The sequence below is a fragment of the Methylobacterium mesophilicum genome (assembly GCF_036441335.1).
Classification (GTDB): Bacteria; Pseudomonadota; Alphaproteobacteria; order Rhizobiales; family Beijerinckiaceae; genus Methylobacterium; species Methylobacterium mesophilicum_B.
Genome location: NZ_MLBW01000026.1, coordinates 135,686 through 152,086, shown reverse-complemented (window position 1 = coordinate 152,086; position 16,401 = coordinate 135,686). Strand labels below are relative to the sequence as shown.

Here is a 16,401-nt window from a genome sequence, read left to right as displayed (position 1 = left end):
CGAGGGTGCGCCCGGCGCCGGTCAGCCGCTTCCTTCCCGAGCGGCGCGAACCTGTCCCTGCGCACAAAGCAGCAGGTCGCGCAGGCGTCCGGCGCCTAGCACGTGGCCGATCTCCTGGTAGGCGAAGTACGGGAGCAGCACCACGAACATGACCCAGGCGAAGGTTAGCACGCCCCGCGGGCCACCGGCCACCTCTGGCAGGACGGCGCCCGGTGCCTGTCCGTGCCAAGCCCCGAGCAGCACCTCCTCCAGTCCGTAGGCAGCCACCAGGACAGCCGTGAACAGGAGGGCGCGGTACAGCACCACGTAGACGAGGGGCCTGCGGCTGATGCGCCGGCCGAAGCTCAGCGATCCGAGCTTCGTCGCCTCGGCGATCAGCATGAACTTGGCCAGGACCAGGGCATTGATCAGCCCGAGCGCGTAGAAGTGGTAGCCTGGATAGTGCGGTATGTCGCGATCGATCCGGGCGTAGATGTTGATGCTGAACAGGATCAGGGTGCCGAAGACCACGATCAGGTAGGTGGCGAAGACGAGATATCGCTTCGCTTCGTCGGCAACCCGTTGCCACAGGGATACGGGCGGCTCGTGCGTGTCGGCGCCCGACCTCTCCCCGGGATCAGGAATGGCGGCCTCCCGAGAAGAGGCAGGGGGCATGGCTCGTCCTCCGCGGGTTCCGTCCGCGCCATGCGGCACAGGTCCCGATTGCGCCTGTGAGGCCGCGGATCGGTTGACCGATCCGGGGCCTCACAGGGCTGAGTCAGGCCGCCAGCTTGACGGCGTGCTTGCTCTCGATCGTGCGCCGGATCAGGCGGCGGGTCCGCTCCGTGAAGGCGAGCTTGTCCGCCAGGCAGCTCTCCAGCAGGACGCCGACCCCGAAGTGCCCGCTCACGTCGGCCATGGCGACCAGGGCCACGTATTCGGCGATGCGCAGATGCATCAGGTGATTGGCCTTGATCAGAATGAACAGGGCCTTGGCGGCCGGGGCCTGGATCTCGGCCAGTTCGCGCCGAAAATCTTCGAGGAAGACTTCCTGCAATCGGCCGTTCCCCGTTATCGGTTTTTCGCCGATCAGCTGAAAGCAGCGGTCGAGCGACTTGATCGTCTTGTCCTGGATAAAGGCGCGTGATTGAAGCGCCTCCTGGATCGCCGGATCCTGCGCGACCTGCCCAAGTTCCTCGTAGATCTTCGTCGCGCGTTCAGCGTGATGCCGCGCATCGCTCAGCATGCGCACGAAAAGCTCCTTCGGTGTCTTGACCGGCATGGCAATCTCCTCACCCTTCATGGCTGTCGATAGAGGCATCTCTCGAATGCCAGGATCGCTTCGTGCGCCATTGGCGCGACCGGAAGCAGCGTTCTGCCGGTCGCCGGGGCGAGCCCCTCGCTCACCGCGCAGAAGCGTGGGGCATTATGCGTCCGCGCCGGGTCCCTGCTTGATCGGGCGAGACAGGAGCCGAGCCGGGCATCGGTCGCGCCCGGCGATTCAACCGCAGCAGGGAAAGACTACGCTCCTCAAGCGGGGTGCGCGTCACCGCGGATCAAGCGGCGTTGCCGGCTCGGCCTTACTCTGCGGTCGGTGCGTATCCGAGGCGGTCGGTGCGTATCCGAGGGGCAGAAGGCTTGATGCCGCGTTCAGCCCATCTCGGCAGATCCTTCTCCAGAGCGGAGATCATCCCATGAGGCTTGTACGGATTGCGTCCTTGGCCAGTGCTGCCCTGATCCTGAGCGGTCTGGCCGCCGAGGCGCGTGGTTTCCACGGCGGGGGCGGCTTCCGCGGCGGCGGAGTCCGTGCCGGCGGCTTCCATGGCGTCCGGGTCGGTGGGGTCGGCGGCTATCGCGGGGCGGCGGGTTACCGGGGCCGCTACGGCGCCGTCGGTCGCTATGGCGGGGTCGGTCGCTACGGCGCGGTGGGCCGATACGGTGGCGTCGGCCGTTACGGGTATGGCTATGGCCGCTACGGTTACGGCGCCCGACCCTACGGCTACGGCCTGGGTGCGGCGGCCGTCGGAGCTGCGGCTGCCGCCGGCTACGGCGCCACCTACGGCCGCTGCGGGCCTTACGCATATTACGATGCCTATGCGGGCGTCTGCCGTCCGTATTGAGGCCGTTGAACAAGGCCGGGGCCGTGCGGTCCCGGCTCCCGCTCCTCCGGCCTGAACCGGTGGCCCACTCGGCCCGATCCGGCAGACGGCCTCAGAACAGGTTGGGTCGAATGCCATGACCTTCCGATCTGTCGCCTCCCTCCTCGTAATCTTCTCAGGCGCGCCCGCTCTGGCCCAATCGTACGGCCTGCAGCAGCCGGCAGCCCTGTTTCACGGCAATTACTGCGGCCTCGGCAACAACGCCCCATTGCCGCCCATCGACGCGCTCGATGCCGCCTGCGCCCGCCACGACGCCTGCACCCCCGTGGGCCGGTTGCCGTCGCCGGCGTGCAATGCACGTCTCTATTGGGAAACGGACCGGATCTCGCGCGATCCGCGGCAACCGGACGACATTCGAGCGCTGGCGGGCTTCGTCGCCGCGGGCGCCGCCCTTCTGCCGTTCGACCCGAATGCGCCGGCCGTCGCCGTCAGGATTCCTGTCACCGCTCGCCCGATCTATCATGCCTACTGAAGTTCGCTTCGATGAAGTGGGCAGCGGTTCGAGGCGGGGGAGCGCGTCAGGGGTTCAGGAGCCGTACCCGAGTGCAGCGCGATCGAGTACGGCTCTAGAGCAGGCCTTCCGAGGCGGTCAGCGGCGGAATTTCCCCCGGTACCCGCCGACGTGACGTCCGTAGACGGCCCGGCCGCCATAGGCCCGACCGCCCCGATACACGCGCCCACCGCGGTAAACGGCCCCGCCCCGATAACCATACCGGGCACCGCCGGGGTAACCGTAGATCCCACCGCCCCGGTACCCATAAGCACCCGGCGCTCCGTAGACGTTGGGTCGACAGGCGCCATACGGCCCCCGGTGGAAGCCGGGGCCGCACCCGCCGGCGGCTTGCGCGGCCGCGATGCCGAAGCCGCCCGGTCCGGGCCCGTTCAGGCCCAGCAGTACACCGAGCGCGAGAGCTGAAAGCGATATGATCCGTGTCGAGCGCATGTGTCTCTCCTCCGTCACGATTTGCAACAATATCAAGCCAATTCATAAATTTGTCCGGCAAGAATGCGGAAAAATCTGATAATACTGAAGTTGCTGTCGGATGGTACATATGAATGATATTATAATCTCGGCCGATCTGTACAGCGTTCCAACCGAGGAAGGGCAGGGAGCATCGGGTCGGCGCCCGTCTCGGAAGGCCGGCACGTGAGCCTCCAGATGCTGGGCGTCATGTCGGACCAGCGTCGGAACGCGTGTGTGAACGCAGCCGCTTCGGAGAAGCCCAGACAGGCTGAGATCTGCGCCAACGTCATGTTGGTATCGGCCAGAAGCTGTTTTGCCGTCTCGAACCGGATCTGCGTGGTCACTGACCGGAAGCTCGTGCCCTCGGCCCTCAGACGACGGCTGAGCGTGCGCCTATGAACCGCGAAGTGGCGCGCCGCGGCCTGACTCGACCAAGGGTTCTGGATGAACTCCATGCGCAGAAGCCGCCGAAGCTGGTCAGACATCTGGAGTGGCTCCGTTCCCCCGATCTGTCGGATGCGGTGTTCCGCGATCTCGAGAACCGTCCGATCCGCGCCCGCGATCGGTTGTTCGAGAAGGCGTGAGGGAAACGCGATGGCTGCCCATTCCTGATCAAACCGGACGGGTCCGCGGAAGAAATGCCAATACGGATCTGTCTGGTTCGGCAGCGCACGCGGCAACAGGAGTTCCGACGGCGACCATTGGGCACCCAGCAGGGCGCGCATGATATTGACGATCGTGGCGAGCGCCCCCTCCGATTGGAGGCCCACCGCCGTCGCCCCGGCTTCGTAAGGGAAGTAATGAAGCAGCGCCAAGTCGGCCTCGACACAGAGTCTGACTGCGGAGCCGCACGTCCAGGCCCAGGGCCTTGTCTCTAGGACATGCAGCGCGTCGCCAACCGTTCCCGCATTTCGAACCAGCGCGCCGCTCGGCCCGAGCTTGGCGAGAACGATGCGCTGTCCCACGAGCAGACCGAGATGGCCGCACCCCGTCCGCTTCGCGCCCAGTTGAAGCAGCCGGCCGAGCGCGGCATTTGACACTGGCGCGCCGTTTTCCCGGTATGCCCGCGAGTCGCAGTCCGCCTCGCAGAGGAGGGCGACGGGATCTGCGCCGAGTTCCGATAGGACCGCACAGGCTGCACTCGCAACGTCGCCGTGGAGGTCGCCCAGACCTACCCCGGCGTCGGGGGGCTCGTCCCCGTCCGGCCGCCGATCGGCATCGGGTAAATCGAAAGCGTCTGCGCGCGCTGGCGCGAGGCTGTTGGCCATCGCAGGAGACCGTTACTTCCCCGGTTCGGCGAAGTTGGCGCTATCCACGGCATAAACACATTGCGCTGGATCAATATGGATATTTCCGCAGGATAATTCGCCAGTTTTGATTTATGAATACAATATTAGTTACAGGGCTCCGACCGGATCGCCCTGTGACGAAAACGAAGCTGGAGACGCGCGGCGGCGCGGGCTGACAGTTCGCGCCGACGAGCGTGGGCGGATCGCCTCGGCGGCCGCGTGGGCGTCCTGCCTGCGGGGCCGGCATCGAGGCCTTGTGATCCTGGCCAGGCAGGCCGCAGGGGCGGCCCTCGCGGGCCAAAGCGGGCATGCAAGCCTGTCCGGACGGCTGCCGATCTGGGGTCCGCGTCAGAACATCCCGCGGAATGCGCGGCGGATGCGGGCGCGTCCGATCCGGCCATCGCGCAGATGGGGCCGGAACAGCTTCCTGAGGGCGTAGACCGCAAGAGCGTACTCGGCCCTGCACCGCGCGGCGCGCGCCTTGGGCAGGGTACCGGCCTCGACGAGATAACCGAAGGTTTCGCGATCCGCGCCGTAGGCAAGGCAGAGCAGGTTGTAGAGGCGCTGCCCCGCGAGGCTGTGATCATCGGCCAGCACCGTTTGGTCCGCGGCCTCCTCGGCGGCTTGGCTGCGCAGCAGATGGGCCGTGCCGTCGACCGCGTGCCGCGCCTGGGCGGGCGGCAATTCGAGCAAGATCAGGGCGGCGAACTGGTCGGCCGCGTCCTCCTCTCGGCCGAGCACGGGCACGTCGAGCAGATCGTACAGGGCATGACCGAGTTCGTGGAGGAAGATCTGCGCGACGGCGCCGAAGATCGCGTCGTGCTGGCTCAACCCGGGCTTGGCTGGGCTGCCGGACGCACGATCGCGCACCTCCTGAATATACTCGTAGCAGACCGTGACCGTCCGGCTCTCGGGCGCGTACCACGCGTTGGGCTCGCCGCAGACCGACAGACGCAGGGTCAGCGCGCGCGGCGGACGCACGCCGCGGACGATCGCCTGAAGGCCTTCCAGAACACGGCGCGCCCTGAGGTCGCGATGGAGCGCACGCGTCTCTTCGTTCGCGGGGCGTTGATAGACGATCCGGATCGCCGCGCCCCGTGATCGGGCCGCCTGGACCGGCATCGCGCCGATGACGAGCGTCAGGCTCGCGGCGAATCCGACGGCGCATCGCATCCGACACTCTCTGGACCGCGCGCCTCACTGCGACAGGACGCGCACGATCCGGTGCGACTCGAGATCGACGATGACGGCCTTCTCGTCCGGTGAGATGAAGTAGCCGTAATAGCCCGACGGGATCAGGCCCGGGATCGACTGATTGCGCAGGGATCCCATCTCGATCCAGGAGGGGACTTCGCTGCCGATCCCGACCCGGCGGCCGATCCCGTTCTCCGTGGTGTACCGCGGTCCTGTCTCGAACAGGGCCGCGACCGTGACCGGGACACCGCCGAGCTCGATCTCCCCGGTCATCCCGCCGCGCGGATTGACCTTCAGGGCAAGCGGCTGCGCCTGGAGCGGCGCGCAGATCGCCATTGCGACGACGCCGAGGGCGATCTTTGACAATATTCGCGACTCGATTTCAGTCTCTATAGACATGATGACCTCCACGCCGGGTCCGCAGACGCGGGTGCGTGCCTAGATCTCGCGGAACCTTAAATCATCCCAAGGTGCGTGCTTGATCAGAAGCGACAGGGGCCGGCCGTGCCGGTTCCACGGAGACCGACCGGGCGCTTCGTCGTCATGCCGGGCGGGGCCGCGACGACCGAGGTGGGGTTGAAGCCCGCACACCCGCGATGGAGGCCCGCCGCCGAGCGGCCGGCCTCGGGCTGGATCGGGTCGGGGGCCGCACCGGCGGGTCCGATCGGCGGGGTAGGAGAAGGCAGAGCCCTCGGCAGCCGTGATCCGGACGTCCTCGCACGGAACGAGGCAGCCCTGACACAACTGGGCTGCCTCGAGCGCTTGGTCGTCGTGTTCGGTGCGTCGCCTCTCGTCGAGGACCCCGGCGCCCCTCAGACGATGCGCGGCACGCGGCGTGTTGGTCCCGGACGCGCCTGCCGGCGCACGCGTCCCGACCCGTAACTCTCTGAGGATCGCTCCCGATAGCGGCGGCCCCGAGAGTCTCGATTCGCCGGGCTCCTCGCGCCGAGCCCGTGCTTCCATCGACGGACGGTGTTCTAGCCGCCTGCGACCTTCTCGGGCTCCTCCTCCTCGATCGTCTTCCCGAGACCGAGCCAGGCCTTCATCGCCGCGGGCAGCGAGCGGGCAGTCTTCTTCTTCAGCCGGTCCGGAGCGCGCGCAGCATCCAGCCGGGACGCCGCCACATCCATCCCGAGAGCGTCGGCCTGCCGCCCGATCGCCAGGGCACCCTCGAGGGTGGCGAGCCCCTTGTCGAAGGAGGCCGTATCCCAATGCATCCGGTCGTTTCCGACGCGCCGGTCGATGTACCGGGCGCGCGCCAGCTCGACTGCCCGCGCGTCCGCACACGCCAGGCGGGTCACGAACGGCAGCAAGCGCCGCCGCTCCTCGTCAGTCGCCTCGTCGTTCAGGCGCATGGCCAACTGGCAGATCGGGCGCGAGAAGCAGTTCGGCATCCGGCTGACCGAAGCCACCGGCTGGTACGGGAAGCCGCAGGCGACGATGGCCGCCTCGTTGATACAGGTCCCGCCGTCGGGGCCGGGGAACTGGTGCGAGCCCCGAAGAAGCTTCCAGTTCAGGAGGTGATCGAAGTCGTCCATGGCGGCGAATTCCTTCGACTGCGTTCTGACACCAAATCTGATTTGATCGCACGGGATCTCTTGTCGCCCGTGTTTGATCGTCGGTCGGTTTCGGGAAGTCGGCCGGAGTCACATCATCCGTTCGCTACTGTGGCTCATCCGGCGCGCGACGTGATCGGTCCGGTGCCAGGGCTGGCCGAAGATCAGCCAAGCCAATCCGAAGCCGACACCGCCGGCAGCGAACAGCGCCGTCAGCGCGGCCGGATCCAAGCCGTTGACCATGTGGCGCCTCGACGGGTGTTCATCCTGTCCTGGCAGGATCGCCTGCCGCGACACGTTGGGGTCTTTCGCGACGTTGTGCAGGACCCGTCTGAGATGGTCGGAGATTTGGCCGGCGAGCCGGTCGTCCTCTGGGAGACGCTCGCCCCGTCTGTCCTCGGACTCGATGACGTCGTGGAAATGGCCGCTCGTCATAGCGAATCTCCATGGCTGTCCGCGGATTATTCGGCGGTCGGGCGATCCCTTCTCAGCGGGTCTGAACGCTCGTCTGAGGCGCGGGCGACGACGCGGTCCTCAACGGCGCGGACGCCCGGCACCGACCGGGTCGCGCGCTCCGCCGGGGCCGGCACGGCAACCCGCCAGGATGACCTGATTGCCCGAGACACTGATCGTGATCGCGTCGGCCTCGATCATCCCGCCCGGTCGCAAAGCCACCAGCTCCTGCCCTTCACGGTCATCGCGTCCCTCCTGGCTCTCCTCCGGAGGGTTTCCCACGGAGCCTGCCGCGGACTCTGCGCGCCCGGCGCCGGCGGGCCTTGATCTAGCGCAATGCCGACGCGTCCGGCTCGACGGCGGCTCGCGGCCGCCGGCGAAAGGTCAGACCCGTGCCGTCCCAGAGCACGGTGCCGGTGTGGCCGCGCGGGACCTTGGCGACCCGACCGGTGAGGGCGTCGTTGGCGCCGAAGAGGCGGTCGCACGGCACGCTCGTCGGCCTCAGGCCCGGGGCCCGCCGCGTCGCCGTCGCGCCGCGCCTCGCGGGTGCTCTGCGACTCGCGCCTCACGTCCATGTCGGCCTCCCGGTGGCGGATGCCGGGGATCGTGCAGGCGGCCGGGATCGACGGCGTTGAGGTGGATCAAGGCGGCCCGGGACCGCGTCGGCAGGATGCCTCGCGTCAGCAGGACGGGAGCGAACGATGGCCCTGGTGCTCCGAACCACCTTGATCACGACGGTCGGCCGCGCGCGGGGGCCGGCCTCGCTCAGACCGAAGAACGACGCCGGTCGCCGGGTCGTCGCCGATGCGGCGCGCTACCGGTCCATCGCCACCTGGACGCTGGGCTCGCCGCCGTGGGGATCGCCCAGAGCGAGCACCAGGCCCGCCGCCACCGCGAAGCCGGTCGCGAGCGCCGCGGCCGCGATCTTGGGCCTGCGGGCGGCCGCGATCAGCCGTCCGATCCGGCCTGCGGGCTGNTCGTGGCCGGCGCGCTGATGGGGATGGGTCTGTGGCTGCACCTCGCAGAGCGCCACGAGCACGAGCACCTCCATGAGGCGATGGAGCACGAGCATGCCCACGTCCACGATGAGCACCATCAGCATCATCACGATGGGCCGGTGACGGAGCCCCACTCCCACTGGCACCGTCATGAGCCGCTACGGCACACCCATCCTCACTACCCGGACCTCCACCACCAGCACGGTCATGTTTGAGGGGGCTGGGAGCGGCTGCTTTCGAGATGCGGCGATAGCCGCCGCCGCGGCTGGGTTGGGTCGGCCGCGGTAAGTCCCTTTGCGGGGGATCGGTCAACCTCCGCATCACGCCCTCAGCGACATCTCCACAGCCGCCGCTCCGAGGATTTTGAAAGCGGCCACTTCGAGGCCCGCTCAGCGGGGCTATCGCGCGTGAGGGATCGTCACGGCTAGGCAGTTTGGGTTAAAGTAGCATCCGGTTGGGCGTCCGATAGAAGGCGCCTGAGAGTTTGTAGGGAGCCAACTTGGCCGACGACGCCACGCTGCGCCGACTGCTCGCTGGTATCGCCCGGGGAGAGGCAAATCGGCTGGCCGATCTCTACGATCTCACGAGCCCGAAACTTTACGGCCTGATCCTGCGTATTCAGCGTGACCGTGGCTTGGCCGAGGACGTGCTTCAGGACGTCTACATGCGCATTTGGCAGGCCGCGGGCAGCTACAAGCCCGAGGCCGGGCCGCCGCTGCCGTGGCTCTGCACCGTCGCCCGCAATCGCGCCATCGACAGCGTAAGGCGGAAGGTCGAGCATCAGGGCCCGGAATTGGATACCGGCGAGGATTGGGTGGCGCGGCTGATCGATCCGCACGATGGGGCGGCAGATTTCATGGACCGGAACGCCCTCCTGGCCTGCCTCGGCCGTCTGGACCCCAAGCACCGGGACTGCGTCGTGCTGGCCTATTGCGAAGGGCAATCTCGGGAGGAGTTGGCGCGACACTTCGACCGGCCAGTCGCCACCATCAAGACTTGGCTGCACCGGTCACTCGCAGGCCTCAAGTCCTGCCTGGAGGCTGTCTCGTGAGCGGCAGCGGCCAGCCCGGCATGGACCCGACGTCCGAGCGCGACATGCGCGCGGCCGAGTACGCCCTCGGGACACTCGACGCGCGGGAGCGGGCGGCGCTGGAGCGCGAGGCGAGCCAAGACCCCGGCACGGCCAGCCGCATCCGCGAGTGGGAGCGGCGCCTGGCGCCGCTGATGGAGGCCGTGCCACCCTTGGCGCCGCCGCCGCGGGTCCGCGAAGCGCTGCTGCGCGCGCTGCCAGACGCGACCGACGTAGCGCGTGGTGAACTTCGCCACCTGCGGCGGCAGGTGAGGCGCTGGCGGATCGCCGCGGCAGGGTCAGGCCTGCTCGCCGCGGGCCTCGCGCTGTTCGTGGCAGTCGGGCCGTCACGAACACCGGCGGGAGGGCGCTATCTGGCTGTCGTGCAGGGAGGCGGGGCGCTGCCGGCGCTGATCGTGCGTGTCGACACGCAGACCGGCCTCGCAGAAGTCAGGCCCGTCGGTGCCGACGCGCCCGCCGGGCGGAGTCTGGAATTGTGGTACGTCGGCGCAGGAGGTGCAAAGCCGCTCGGCCTCGTCGGAGCGGCGCCAAGTCAGGTGAGGCTACCGCAGGACACCGCACCGGACGGGGTAATCGCGGTCTCGGTCGAGCCGCCCGGAGGCTCACCGAGCGGCCAACCCACGGGTCCGGTGATCTACACCGGCAAGCTCATCGCCGAATGACCGGGCGCGGCGGGCACGCCTGCCGGCGCTCGCGTAATCTGAAAGGCCACGCGCTGTCGAAGCCCGCAGCCCTCACGGGCCGCGGGCACTGCGCGTTACGGCATCAGCACGGCGTTGATGACGTGGATGACGCCGTTCGACTGCATGACGTTCGGGATGGTCACCGTGGCGGTGTTGCCTTTCTGGTCGGTGACGAGAACCTTCTTGCCCTGCACCTCGACGGCGAGTGGTTCGCCCTCGACGGTGGTCAGCACGCCCTGTCCACCACCCTTCTTGGCCAGCGCCATCAGGTCCTTGGCGGTGTAGACACCCGGGACCACGTGGTAGGTCAGGATCTTCGTCAGCGTCGCCTTGTTCTGCGGCTGCACGAGGCTTTCCACCGTGCCCGGCGGCAGCTTGGCGAAGGCGGCGTTGGTCGGCGCGAACACCGTGAACGGGCCCGGGCCGTTCAGCGTATCGACGAGGCCCGCGGCCTTCACGGCAGCGACGAGGGTGGTGTGATCCTTCGAATTGACCGCGTTCTCGACGATGGTCTTCTGGGCGTACATCGGCGCGCCGCCGACCATCGGGTTCTTGGCGTAGGCCGCGCCGCTGGCTCCGAGGCTGAGCGCGAGGGTCAGGGCGAGTGCCTGGGCCGTGCGGCGGCCGGTGTTCTGAGTGAGCATCGTGTTTCCTTCAGTCCGAACCCCGATGAACGGGGCAGCGTGGGCCCTTACGAGGCCATCGGAGAGAAAGTTTCGCGGGATGAACGCAATTGGCCGGGAGGCGATCGCCTCTGCTCCCATCCCGTCTGAACGAACCTGAAATCGCCACAGACGGCGATTTTCAGCATCTGTCTTTGGATCAAGGATCACGGTCCGATTGTCACCGCGAGCCGAAGTTGCCGGAGGGCTGACGAACGGCCGCTTTGGAGAAGCGCCGACGGCGGTCCGGGCGGCCGGGTAGGGTCGCTATCGGACTGTCCGCTCGGGGTGGAATTCGGCTGGTCTGCTTCTGGGCAAGGATGCATCGAAGCGGACGCAATGCCCGCGCTTACTCGCCCTCCGGACGGCAAAGCGTCATCCTTCCGCTCAGATGTCCCGCCCTTGATACATCTCAGGCGGAATGCGCCGTCTCTGCTGACTGAACGCCCAGACGCGGCCGTCAATGGAGGCAAGCCCGCATCCAATCAGCGCCATGCCGATAAAGTGCTGCGGGGCAAGGTGCTCGCCCAGCACCAATGCGCCCAGCAGGATGGCCGACACCGGGATCAGGAAGGTGACGAGCAGAAGGTTCGTCGCTCCAGCAGTCGCCAGGATACGAAAGTACAGCACGTAGGCGAGCGCTGTAGACAGGACCGCAATACCGACGACTGCGCCCCACGCTGATGCGCTCGGTAGCGGCAAGGTCCAAGGGCGGTCCGCGACGAGGACGAGGGGCAGAAGCATGAACGCGGAGGCCGTCACCTGTCCTGTCGCCGTCGCGAGCGGCGGAATGCCCATTCGCCGGAAGCGCCGCCCGAAGATACCGGCGAAGGCATAGGACAGGGCCGCGCCGAGCACGGCCACCTGTGCCAGGAGGTCGGTCCCAAGCCCCGCCAGAACGGCGGGTCCGACCATCACGGCGACGCCGACAAGCCCTATGAGCACGCCCACGAGCCGGTTGCTGGTCATCCTCTCGTCAGACGTGAAGACGTGGGCAGCGACGACCGTGAAGAGCGGCGTGGTCGCATTCAGGATGGCGGCAAGCCCTGACGCGATGTGGGTTTGGCCCCACACGATGAGGCAGAAGGGAATGGTGTTGTTGAGGAGACCCATGCCGAAGAAGGCGGCCCATGCCCGACCCGTGCGCGGCATCCTCAGGCCCAGGAGTGGCATGGCGGCATTCAGGATCAGAGCAGCAAGCCCGACCCGCAAAAGAACGAGGGTGAACGGCGGAAGAGCCGAGAGCGCCACGCGTGTGAAGAAGAACGATCCTCCCCAGAGTATCGAGAGGCTGAGCAGCATCGCCCATTCGGACGCGGACATCGTGCGGTTCACGGGCGGCGGCATGGCGGACCTTTCGCGGGTTCGCCTCGTGCTACGATCTCGTCCGGGTGATGCGCTTCCCGTTTCCTGCTCTCCAATTCTCTGTCCGCTCACCACCTAGCGCGTGACAAGCCGGGCAGCCGACGAATGGCCGCTTGTGGGATGCTCTGGTCGTCATCGGGGCGACCGCATCGGGTCGCAAGCGGCCGGACCGAGAACGGGGCTGGTCGACCTTTGGCTCTACTGCGCCTTCACCTGCCCGTCTGGGAAGCGCAGGATCATCGCGCCAATGCCGCTCGGGTCGTCAGCTGCGGCTCCGGCCGTTGCGGCGAGCGGCGGTGGAGCGGCCTGCGCCTTCACGCCCATGAACGCGGCCACCAGCTCATGGACTGGCGGTTGGGCCGACCAGTAGCGGTAGAGCCGCCGCACGTCCCAGAGCGTCAGCTCACCGACGGCGTCGAGGGACCATCCGGTGACGGTGCAGATCCGTCCGTAGACGGCGTCCAGGTCGAGGCGGCGCCCTGCGCCGCCCGCGCTTCCCCCGGGTCGGCACCCGCGGAGGAGCTGGGAAGGTAGCCCGCGAGGATCAGCACGGCGCGCGTCGCCTCGGCGAGGTCGGCGCTCGTGGCCTCGAGGTCGCGCAGGCCGGCGATGTCCGCCTCGTGGTCGCGGGCGAGCGCCGCACTGACCACGGCAAGCCCGTAGGCGAACGGGCTGTCACCCGAGCCGCGCGCCACCAGCGGCTCCAGCGCCTCGACCTGGCGCAGAGTGAGCGGACGCACGGTCCAGGTCTTCGACCCGAGGGTGATGGCGGCCGGCTGTGGCCGCGGATCGACGCTCATCCGACATCCCCGAACGACCAGGTCGCGACGTTGCCGGCCGCGTCAGCGAACACGCTGAAGTCGAACTCCGGCATGACGAAGTCCTCGAGCTTGGTGCCGAACCCGAGCTTCGAGGACGTGCAGTTGTTGAAGCGCAAGTTCACCGCGTTGCCCTGGAAGGTCGTGTAGAACTGCGCCTGGAAAGTCGGCGTGGTGCCGAGCAGCTGGTTGGTCACGGTGAAGTGCTGGCCCGCGCCGGCCAGAGCGTAGGTGTAGTTGATCAGCAGCATCTTGCCCTGGTCGGCGGCGGCGAAGGTGTAGACGCCGCCGGCCACGCTGTACTGGCCGGCGGCCGGCGCGCTGGCCACCTTCGTGAAGGGCAGCCCGCTGAGCGCGTTCAGCACGCCGAGATCGTCGGCCACGGTCGCGGCGTTGGCGACCGTCACCGTGTAGGGCGACCCGGCCGGGATCGTGCCGGACTCGCCGAAGGCGGTCATGAGCTGCCCCGGCACCGGCGTGACGCCGTAGAACAGCGAGGCCATGGCCAGCCCGGAGATCCGCGCGACCTTGGCCTTGCCGGTGGTCTTGATCGTGCCGCGGGCGATGGCCAGCGGGTGCTGCTGCTGGCCGTAAAGCTCCTTAATCGTGGCAGTCTCGTCCATGGTGACCTCCTGGACGAGGCCGAAGTTCACCGGGGTCGCGTTGGCGATGTCGGTGCGGGTGCCGATCAGGACCCCGGAGCCGAAGGAATACATGCGGGTCTCCTCTCAGGACGTGGGGGTCAGGGCGCGGCGTGCTCGATCTCGGCGACCAGCGCCTTCACGCGCTCCTTGAAGGCGTGGACGAGGTTCCACAGCGCGGTGTGGTTGCCGAGCGCGGTGCCGCCGAGCATGTCGGCGTGCAGGTTGTCGATGCGCGCCGCCAGCGTGTCGCCGCGGATCGGCGGGCCGTACCCGCGCACGGGCGTGGGCTCGGGCGCCTCGGCGGCACCCGGATCGAGCTCGGATTCCATAGGGATCTCCTCGGTCAGGGAAGCTCGATCGCCACGGGCACGACGAGGAGGCCGTCGCCGTCGAGGTCGCCCGGCACCTTCACCGGCCGGCCCGTGATGCGGACCATGTACGGGGTGCCGGCGAGCGTCGTGCGGCCCAGCGCCAGGTCGGCGCCGGCGGGCGCGAGAGCCTGGTCGAGGGCGTCCATGATCTCGTTGAGTTGCGCCGCGCCGATCACGCGCGGGTCGCGCGCGTCGATGTAGACGAAGATCTTCACCTCGATCGTCCGCCGCGGCACCGCGCCGGACGACCACGCGTAGCTCTCGTCGCCGCCCTCGTGCAGGAACACGGCCGGGCGTTGCGTGGCCGGCACGTCGGCGAACAGCTTCAGGCGCCGAGTCGGACCCGACTTCCAGCGATAGGCGCCAGCCACGACGGTCTGGAGCGCTACCACCGCCGCGTTACGGGGCCCGAGCGGGGCGGTCACCTCAAGATCCCCTGGGCCACTGCACCCTTCAGCGCCGCCACGATCGCCTCGGCCCGGTCGGCGAGGGACGAGCGCATGAACGACCGCTCCGGCGTGTTGGCGGTGCGGGTGAAGCTGCGCACGTCGACCGCGCGCGGGGCGATCGCGTGCCCGAAGGCCTGCGTGATCGTGCGGACATGGGCCGCGACGGTCTCCTCGCCGGTGAAGCCGAACTCGTGGCGGGCGCCGTATTTCACGTCGCCCGACTGGCTCACCGTGCCGGTCACCGCGTCGTCGCTTTGCTCGACATCCGAGACAATCGAGCGGCGCAGGCGGCCGGTGACCACGTTCAGCACCTCGCCGGAGAGCTTGCGCTTGATCAGCGCCTCCAGCACCAGCCGCTCGACCTGGACCGCCTTCACCATCTCGGCGCGGACGGTGTCGGGCATCCGGTCGAACCGGGCGACCACCCGGGTCTCCGCGACCTGGATCTCGGTCAGCACGGCGGCACCACCGCGCGGTAGGGCTGCAGCGCGGCCGAGACGAAGTCGGGCACGGCCGCGATCCGGTACGAGACGGTCTCCTGGCCGCCGAGCGACTTGGACTGCAGCCCGATCCGCTCGGCGTAGGCCATGCGGTCGCGGATCCAGTCCAGCGCGGCGTTGGCGAGATCGGCCGGGACGTAGCCGTAGGTGATCGCGACCGCCTCGCCCACGTCCTCGGCCGAGAACAGGTAGCCGCCCGCGTCATTGACGGCGTACTGCCCCTGCGCGGGGTTCTGCTCGACCTGGGTGAGCGCCGCGCCGGTGCCGAAGGCCACGCCGAGATCGCAGGCCCAAGGACCGTAGGGCTGGTCCGGATACACCGTGCACGGCGCGCTGCCCGGGAGCGGCACGGGCCCCACCGCGATCTGGTAGCCGGCCGTGTACGTCACCGAGACGGCCGCGGAGCCCGGCGGGGCTGGCAGCGTCAGAACCTGCGGCCGGCCGGGCGGGGCCTCGTCGGCGGGCTGGAGCGTGTAGCCGCCGCGCGATCCGGCGTCCTCGGCCGCGGCGATCGCGGTCGAGCCGACGGTGACCGCCTCGATCCCCGTGACCGGCCAGTTGGCGAGGAGGATGCGAGCCGCTCCCCCGGTCCGAACCTCGGTGTAGCGCCGCGGCAGGATCGCGGGGCGGTTCAGCGCGGCCAGGATCATGCGGCTCACCGCCGTGATCAGGCGCTGCACCGAGCCATCGGCATCCTCCTGCACGCCGAGATCGGCGAGCCGCACGAGGTCGTGGGGACTCGGCCAGATCATGGTTCAGGCGGCGGGCGCCAGGGCGTCCCGGGCCCTGGCCCGCAGCGTGTCGTTGTCGACCGGCGGCACGACGCGGATGCCGCGCTTCCTCAGGAAGGCGAACAGCTCATGGCGCTTCATTACGTCGATGTCCGCGGCGGTGACCTTCGCCGGGTCGATCCGCTCGGCGTCCTCCTGCTCCAGGCGCCGGCGCTGATCCGCCTCGGCGATCATGCGCGCCACGTCCTCGTCGGGCATCGCCGCGACCGTCTCGGTGAACAGCGCCACCAGCCGAGCCCGGTCCGCGTCGAGGGGCCCGAGCGTGGCCGACACCGGGGCCGCTACGGCATCGTCCCACGGCGTGAAGCCGTGGGCCTCCAAATCGAGCCGATGGCGCGGGTCGACATGCACCGCGCCGTCCTCGTCCGGCTCTAACGAATGGCCCTGGTGCGCGAAGCCGGTCAGCCCCGCGGGGGCGCGCATTTTGATCATGTCG

The 16,401-nt window shown here is 68.6% G+C and carries 23 protein-coding genes and 1 pseudogene; 5 read left to right on the top strand and 19 right to left on the bottom strand.

All coding sequences use genetic code 11. The annotated features are described in order from the left end of the window. Positions 1–21: 21 nt before the first annotated feature. Together MMR14E_RS16765 and MMR14E_RS16760 are read right to left on the bottom strand one after the other, a co-directional pair. On the bottom strand, positions 22–654 hold the full coding sequence (locus MMR14E_RS16765) for a hypothetical protein (protein WP_331315807.1): 633 nt from the start codon (positions 652–654) through the stop codon (positions 22–24). Between the two features lie 103 nt (positions 655–757). Further along, entirely contained in the window at positions 758–1,261 is a 504-nt protein-coding gene (locus MMR14E_RS16760; RefSeq protein WP_331315805.1) for a DUF892 family protein, read from the bottom strand. A 412-nt stretch (positions 1,262–1,673) separates the two neighbouring features. Between MMR14E_RS16760 and MMR14E_RS16755 the strand changes: the two genes are divergently transcribed. Both MMR14E_RS16755 and MMR14E_RS16750 read left to right on the top strand, forming a co-directional pair. Next, positions 1,674–2,099: a hypothetical protein gene (locus MMR14E_RS16755; RefSeq protein WP_331315803.1), complete on the top strand. Its 426-nt coding sequence runs from the start codon at positions 1,674–1,676 to the stop codon at positions 2,097–2,099. A gap of 115 nt (positions 2,100–2,214) precedes the next feature. Then, positions 2,215–2,610: a hypothetical protein gene (locus MMR14E_RS16750; protein ID WP_331315801.1), complete on the top strand. Its 396-nt coding sequence runs from the start codon at positions 2,215–2,217 to the stop codon at positions 2,608–2,610. 117 nt (positions 2,611–2,727) lie between these two features. On the opposite strand, the gene MMR14E_RS29290 is transcribed toward MMR14E_RS16750, so the two are convergent. The 7 genes from MMR14E_RS29290 to MMR14E_RS16720 form a co-directional block, all read right to left on the bottom strand. Further along, on the bottom strand, positions 2,728–3,081 hold the full coding sequence (locus MMR14E_RS29290) for a GCG_CRPN prefix-to-repeats domain-containing protein (protein WP_419539358.1): 354 nt from the start codon (positions 3,079–3,081) through the stop codon (positions 2,728–2,730). Positions 3,082–3,200: 119 nt separating this feature from the next. After that, a complete protein-coding gene (locus MMR14E_RS16745) occupies positions 3,201–4,370 on the bottom strand; it encodes an AraC family transcriptional regulator (protein WP_331315799.1) in 1,170 nt (389 codons plus the stop codon). A gap of 369 nt (positions 4,371–4,739) precedes the next feature. Then, positions 4,740–5,513: a DUF4344 domain-containing metallopeptidase gene (locus MMR14E_RS16740; protein WP_331315797.1), complete on the bottom strand. Its 774-nt coding sequence runs from the start codon at positions 5,511–5,513 to the stop codon at positions 4,740–4,742. Between the two features lie 75 nt (positions 5,514–5,588). Beyond that, positions 5,589–5,951 carry a hypothetical protein gene (locus MMR14E_RS16735; protein ID WP_331315795.1) on the bottom strand — a complete coding sequence of 121 codons (363 nt, stop codon included), beginning with the start codon at positions 5,949–5,951 and terminating at the stop codon, positions 5,589–5,591. A 611-nt stretch (positions 5,952–6,562) separates the two neighbouring features. Next, positions 6,563–7,123, bottom strand: coding sequence for a hypothetical protein (locus MMR14E_RS16730; protein WP_331315794.1), 561 nt, complete (start codon positions 7,121–7,123; stop codon positions 6,563–6,565). Between the two features lie 108 nt (positions 7,124–7,231). Further along, entirely contained in the window at positions 7,232–7,576 is a 345-nt protein-coding gene (locus MMR14E_RS16725) for a hypothetical protein (protein WP_331315792.1), read from the bottom strand. Between the two features lie 346 nt (positions 7,577–7,922). Further along, positions 7,923–8,084, bottom strand: a complete 162-nt coding sequence (locus MMR14E_RS16720) for a hypothetical protein (RefSeq protein ID WP_331315791.1) — start codon at positions 8,082–8,084, stop codon at positions 7,923–7,925. A gap of 483 nt (positions 8,085–8,567) precedes the next feature. Between MMR14E_RS16720 and MMR14E_RS16715 the strand changes: the two are divergent. The 3 genes and pseudogenes from MMR14E_RS16715 to MMR14E_RS16705 all read left to right on the top strand — a co-directional run. Further along, a pseudogene (locus tag MMR14E_RS16715) lies at positions 8,568–8,807 on the top strand (EamA family transporter); the annotation flags it as partial. Positions 8,808–9,091: 284 nt separating this feature from the next. Next, positions 9,092–9,643, top strand: coding sequence for an RNA polymerase sigma factor (locus MMR14E_RS16710; protein ID WP_331315790.1), 552 nt, complete (start codon positions 9,092–9,094; stop codon positions 9,641–9,643). Continuing rightward, a complete protein-coding gene (locus MMR14E_RS16705) occupies positions 9,640–10,344 on the top strand; it encodes an anti-sigma factor (protein WP_331315789.1) in 705 nt (234 codons plus the stop codon). Before MMR14E_RS16710 ends, MMR14E_RS16705 begins: the two co-directional genes overlap by 4 nt. 95 nt (positions 10,345–10,439) lie before the next feature. Here MMR14E_RS16705 and MMR14E_RS16700 read toward each other — a convergent pair whose 3' ends face one another. From MMR14E_RS16700 to MMR14E_RS16655, 10 genes are all read right to left on the bottom strand, one after another. After that, positions 10,440–11,009, bottom strand: a complete 570-nt coding sequence (locus MMR14E_RS16700; RefSeq protein WP_024831186.1) for a fasciclin domain-containing protein — start codon at positions 11,007–11,009, stop codon at positions 10,440–10,442. A gap of 405 nt (positions 11,010–11,414) precedes the next feature. Continuing rightward, positions 11,415–12,374, bottom strand: coding sequence for a DMT family transporter (locus MMR14E_RS16695; RefSeq protein ID WP_331315787.1), 960 nt, complete (start codon positions 12,372–12,374; stop codon positions 11,415–11,417). 216 nt (positions 12,375–12,590) lie between these two features. After that, positions 12,591–12,779 carry a hypothetical protein gene (locus MMR14E_RS16690; RefSeq protein WP_331315786.1) on the bottom strand — a complete coding sequence of 63 codons (189 nt, stop codon included), beginning with the start codon at positions 12,777–12,779 and terminating at the stop codon, positions 12,591–12,593. An 11-nt stretch (positions 12,780–12,790) separates the two neighbouring features. Then, on the bottom strand, positions 12,791–13,192 hold the full coding sequence (locus MMR14E_RS16685; RefSeq protein ID WP_331315784.1) for a hypothetical protein: 402 nt from the start codon (positions 13,190–13,192) through the stop codon (positions 12,791–12,793). Then, entirely contained in the window at positions 13,189–13,926 is a 738-nt protein-coding gene (locus MMR14E_RS16680) for a hypothetical protein (RefSeq protein WP_331315782.1), read from the bottom strand. The genes MMR14E_RS16685 and MMR14E_RS16680 overlap by 4 nt, the downstream gene beginning before the upstream one ends. A gap of 26 nt (positions 13,927–13,952) precedes the next feature. Further along, complete coding sequence (locus MMR14E_RS16675) at positions 13,953–14,183, bottom strand: hypothetical protein (RefSeq protein ID WP_331315780.1); 231 nt, start codon at positions 14,181–14,183, stop codon at positions 13,953–13,955. A 14-nt stretch (positions 14,184–14,197) separates the two neighbouring features. Continuing rightward, positions 14,198–14,650, bottom strand: a complete 453-nt coding sequence (locus MMR14E_RS16670; protein WP_331315778.1) for a hypothetical protein — start codon at positions 14,648–14,650, stop codon at positions 14,198–14,200. Beyond that, a complete protein-coding gene (locus MMR14E_RS16665) occupies positions 14,647–15,132 on the bottom strand; it encodes a hypothetical protein (RefSeq protein WP_331315776.1) in 486 nt (161 codons plus the stop codon). The genes MMR14E_RS16670 and MMR14E_RS16665 overlap by 4 nt, the downstream gene beginning before the upstream one ends. Next, positions 15,126–15,926, bottom strand: a complete 801-nt coding sequence (locus tag MMR14E_RS16660) for a hypothetical protein (protein ID WP_331315774.1) — start codon at positions 15,924–15,926, stop codon at positions 15,126–15,128. The genes MMR14E_RS16665 and MMR14E_RS16660 overlap by 7 nt, the downstream gene beginning before the upstream one ends. A gap of 3 nt (positions 15,927–15,929) precedes the next feature. Continuing rightward, entirely contained in the window at positions 15,930–16,397 is a 468-nt protein-coding gene (locus tag MMR14E_RS16655) for a hypothetical protein (RefSeq protein WP_331315773.1), read from the bottom strand. Between the last annotated feature and the right edge of the window lie 4 nt (positions 16,398–16,401).

What these genes read in the sequence shown, in the direction of transcription:
- MMR14E_RS16680 (WP_331315782.1), bottom strand. Translation starts at nt 13,926, where the DNA reads ATGTATTCCTTCGGCTCCGGGGTCCTGATCGGCACCCGCACCGACATC.
- MMR14E_RS16685 (WP_331315784.1), bottom strand. Translation starts at nt 13,192, where the DNA reads ATGAGCGTCGATCCGCGGCCACAGCCGGCCGCCATCACCCTCGGGTCG.
- MMR14E_RS16760 (WP_331315805.1), bottom strand. Translation starts at nt 1,261, where the DNA reads ATGCCGGTCAAGACACCGAAGGAGCTTTTCGTGCGCATGCTGAGCGAT.
- MMR14E_RS16765 (WP_331315807.1), bottom strand. Translation starts at nt 654, where the DNA reads ATGCCCCCTGCCTCTTCTCGGGAGGCCGCCATTCCTGATCCCGGGGAG.
- MMR14E_RS16745 (WP_331315799.1), bottom strand. Translation starts at nt 4,370, where the DNA reads ATGGCCAACAGCCTCGCGCCAGCGCGCGCAGACGCTTTCGATTTACCC.
- MMR14E_RS16725 (WP_331315792.1), bottom strand. Translation starts at nt 7,576, where the DNA reads ATGACGAGCGGCCATTTCCACGACGTCATCGAGTCCGAGGACAGACGG.
- MMR14E_RS16660 (WP_331315774.1), bottom strand. Translation starts at nt 15,926, where the DNA reads ATGATCTGGCCGAGTCCCCACGACCTCGTGCGGCTCGCCGATCTCGGC.
- MMR14E_RS16700 (WP_024831186.1), bottom strand. Translation starts at nt 11,009, where the DNA reads ATGCTCACTCAGAACACCGGCCGCCGCACGGCCCAGGCACTCGCCCTG.
- MMR14E_RS16695 (WP_331315787.1), bottom strand. Translation starts at nt 12,374, where the DNA reads ATGCCGCCGCCCGTGAACCGCACGATGTCCGCGTCCGAATGGGCGATG.
- MMR14E_RS16755 (WP_331315803.1), top strand. Translation starts at nt 1,674, where the DNA reads ATGAGGCTTGTACGGATTGCGTCCTTGGCCAGTGCTGCCCTGATCCTG.
- MMR14E_RS16740 (WP_331315797.1), bottom strand. Translation starts at nt 5,513, where the DNA reads ATGCCGGTCCAGGCGGCCCGATCACGGGGCGCGGCGATCCGGATCGTC.
- MMR14E_RS29290 (WP_419539358.1), bottom strand. Translation starts at nt 3,081, where the DNA reads ATGCGCTCGACACGGATCATATCGCTTTCAGCTCTCGCGCTCGGTGTA.
- MMR14E_RS16655 (WP_331315773.1), bottom strand. Translation starts at nt 16,397, where the DNA reads ATGATCAAAATGCGCGCCCCCGCGGGGCTGACCGGCTTCGCGCACCAG.
- MMR14E_RS16675 (WP_331315780.1), bottom strand. Translation starts at nt 14,183, where the DNA reads ATGGAATCCGAGCTCGATCCGGGTGCCGCCGAGGCGCCCGAGCCCACG.
- MMR14E_RS16730 (WP_331315794.1), bottom strand. Translation starts at nt 7,123, where the DNA reads ATGGACGACTTCGATCACCTCCTGAACTGGAAGCTTCTTCGGGGCTCG.
- MMR14E_RS16750 (WP_331315801.1), top strand. Translation starts at nt 2,215, where the DNA reads ATGACCTTCCGATCTGTCGCCTCCCTCCTCGTAATCTTCTCAGGCGCG.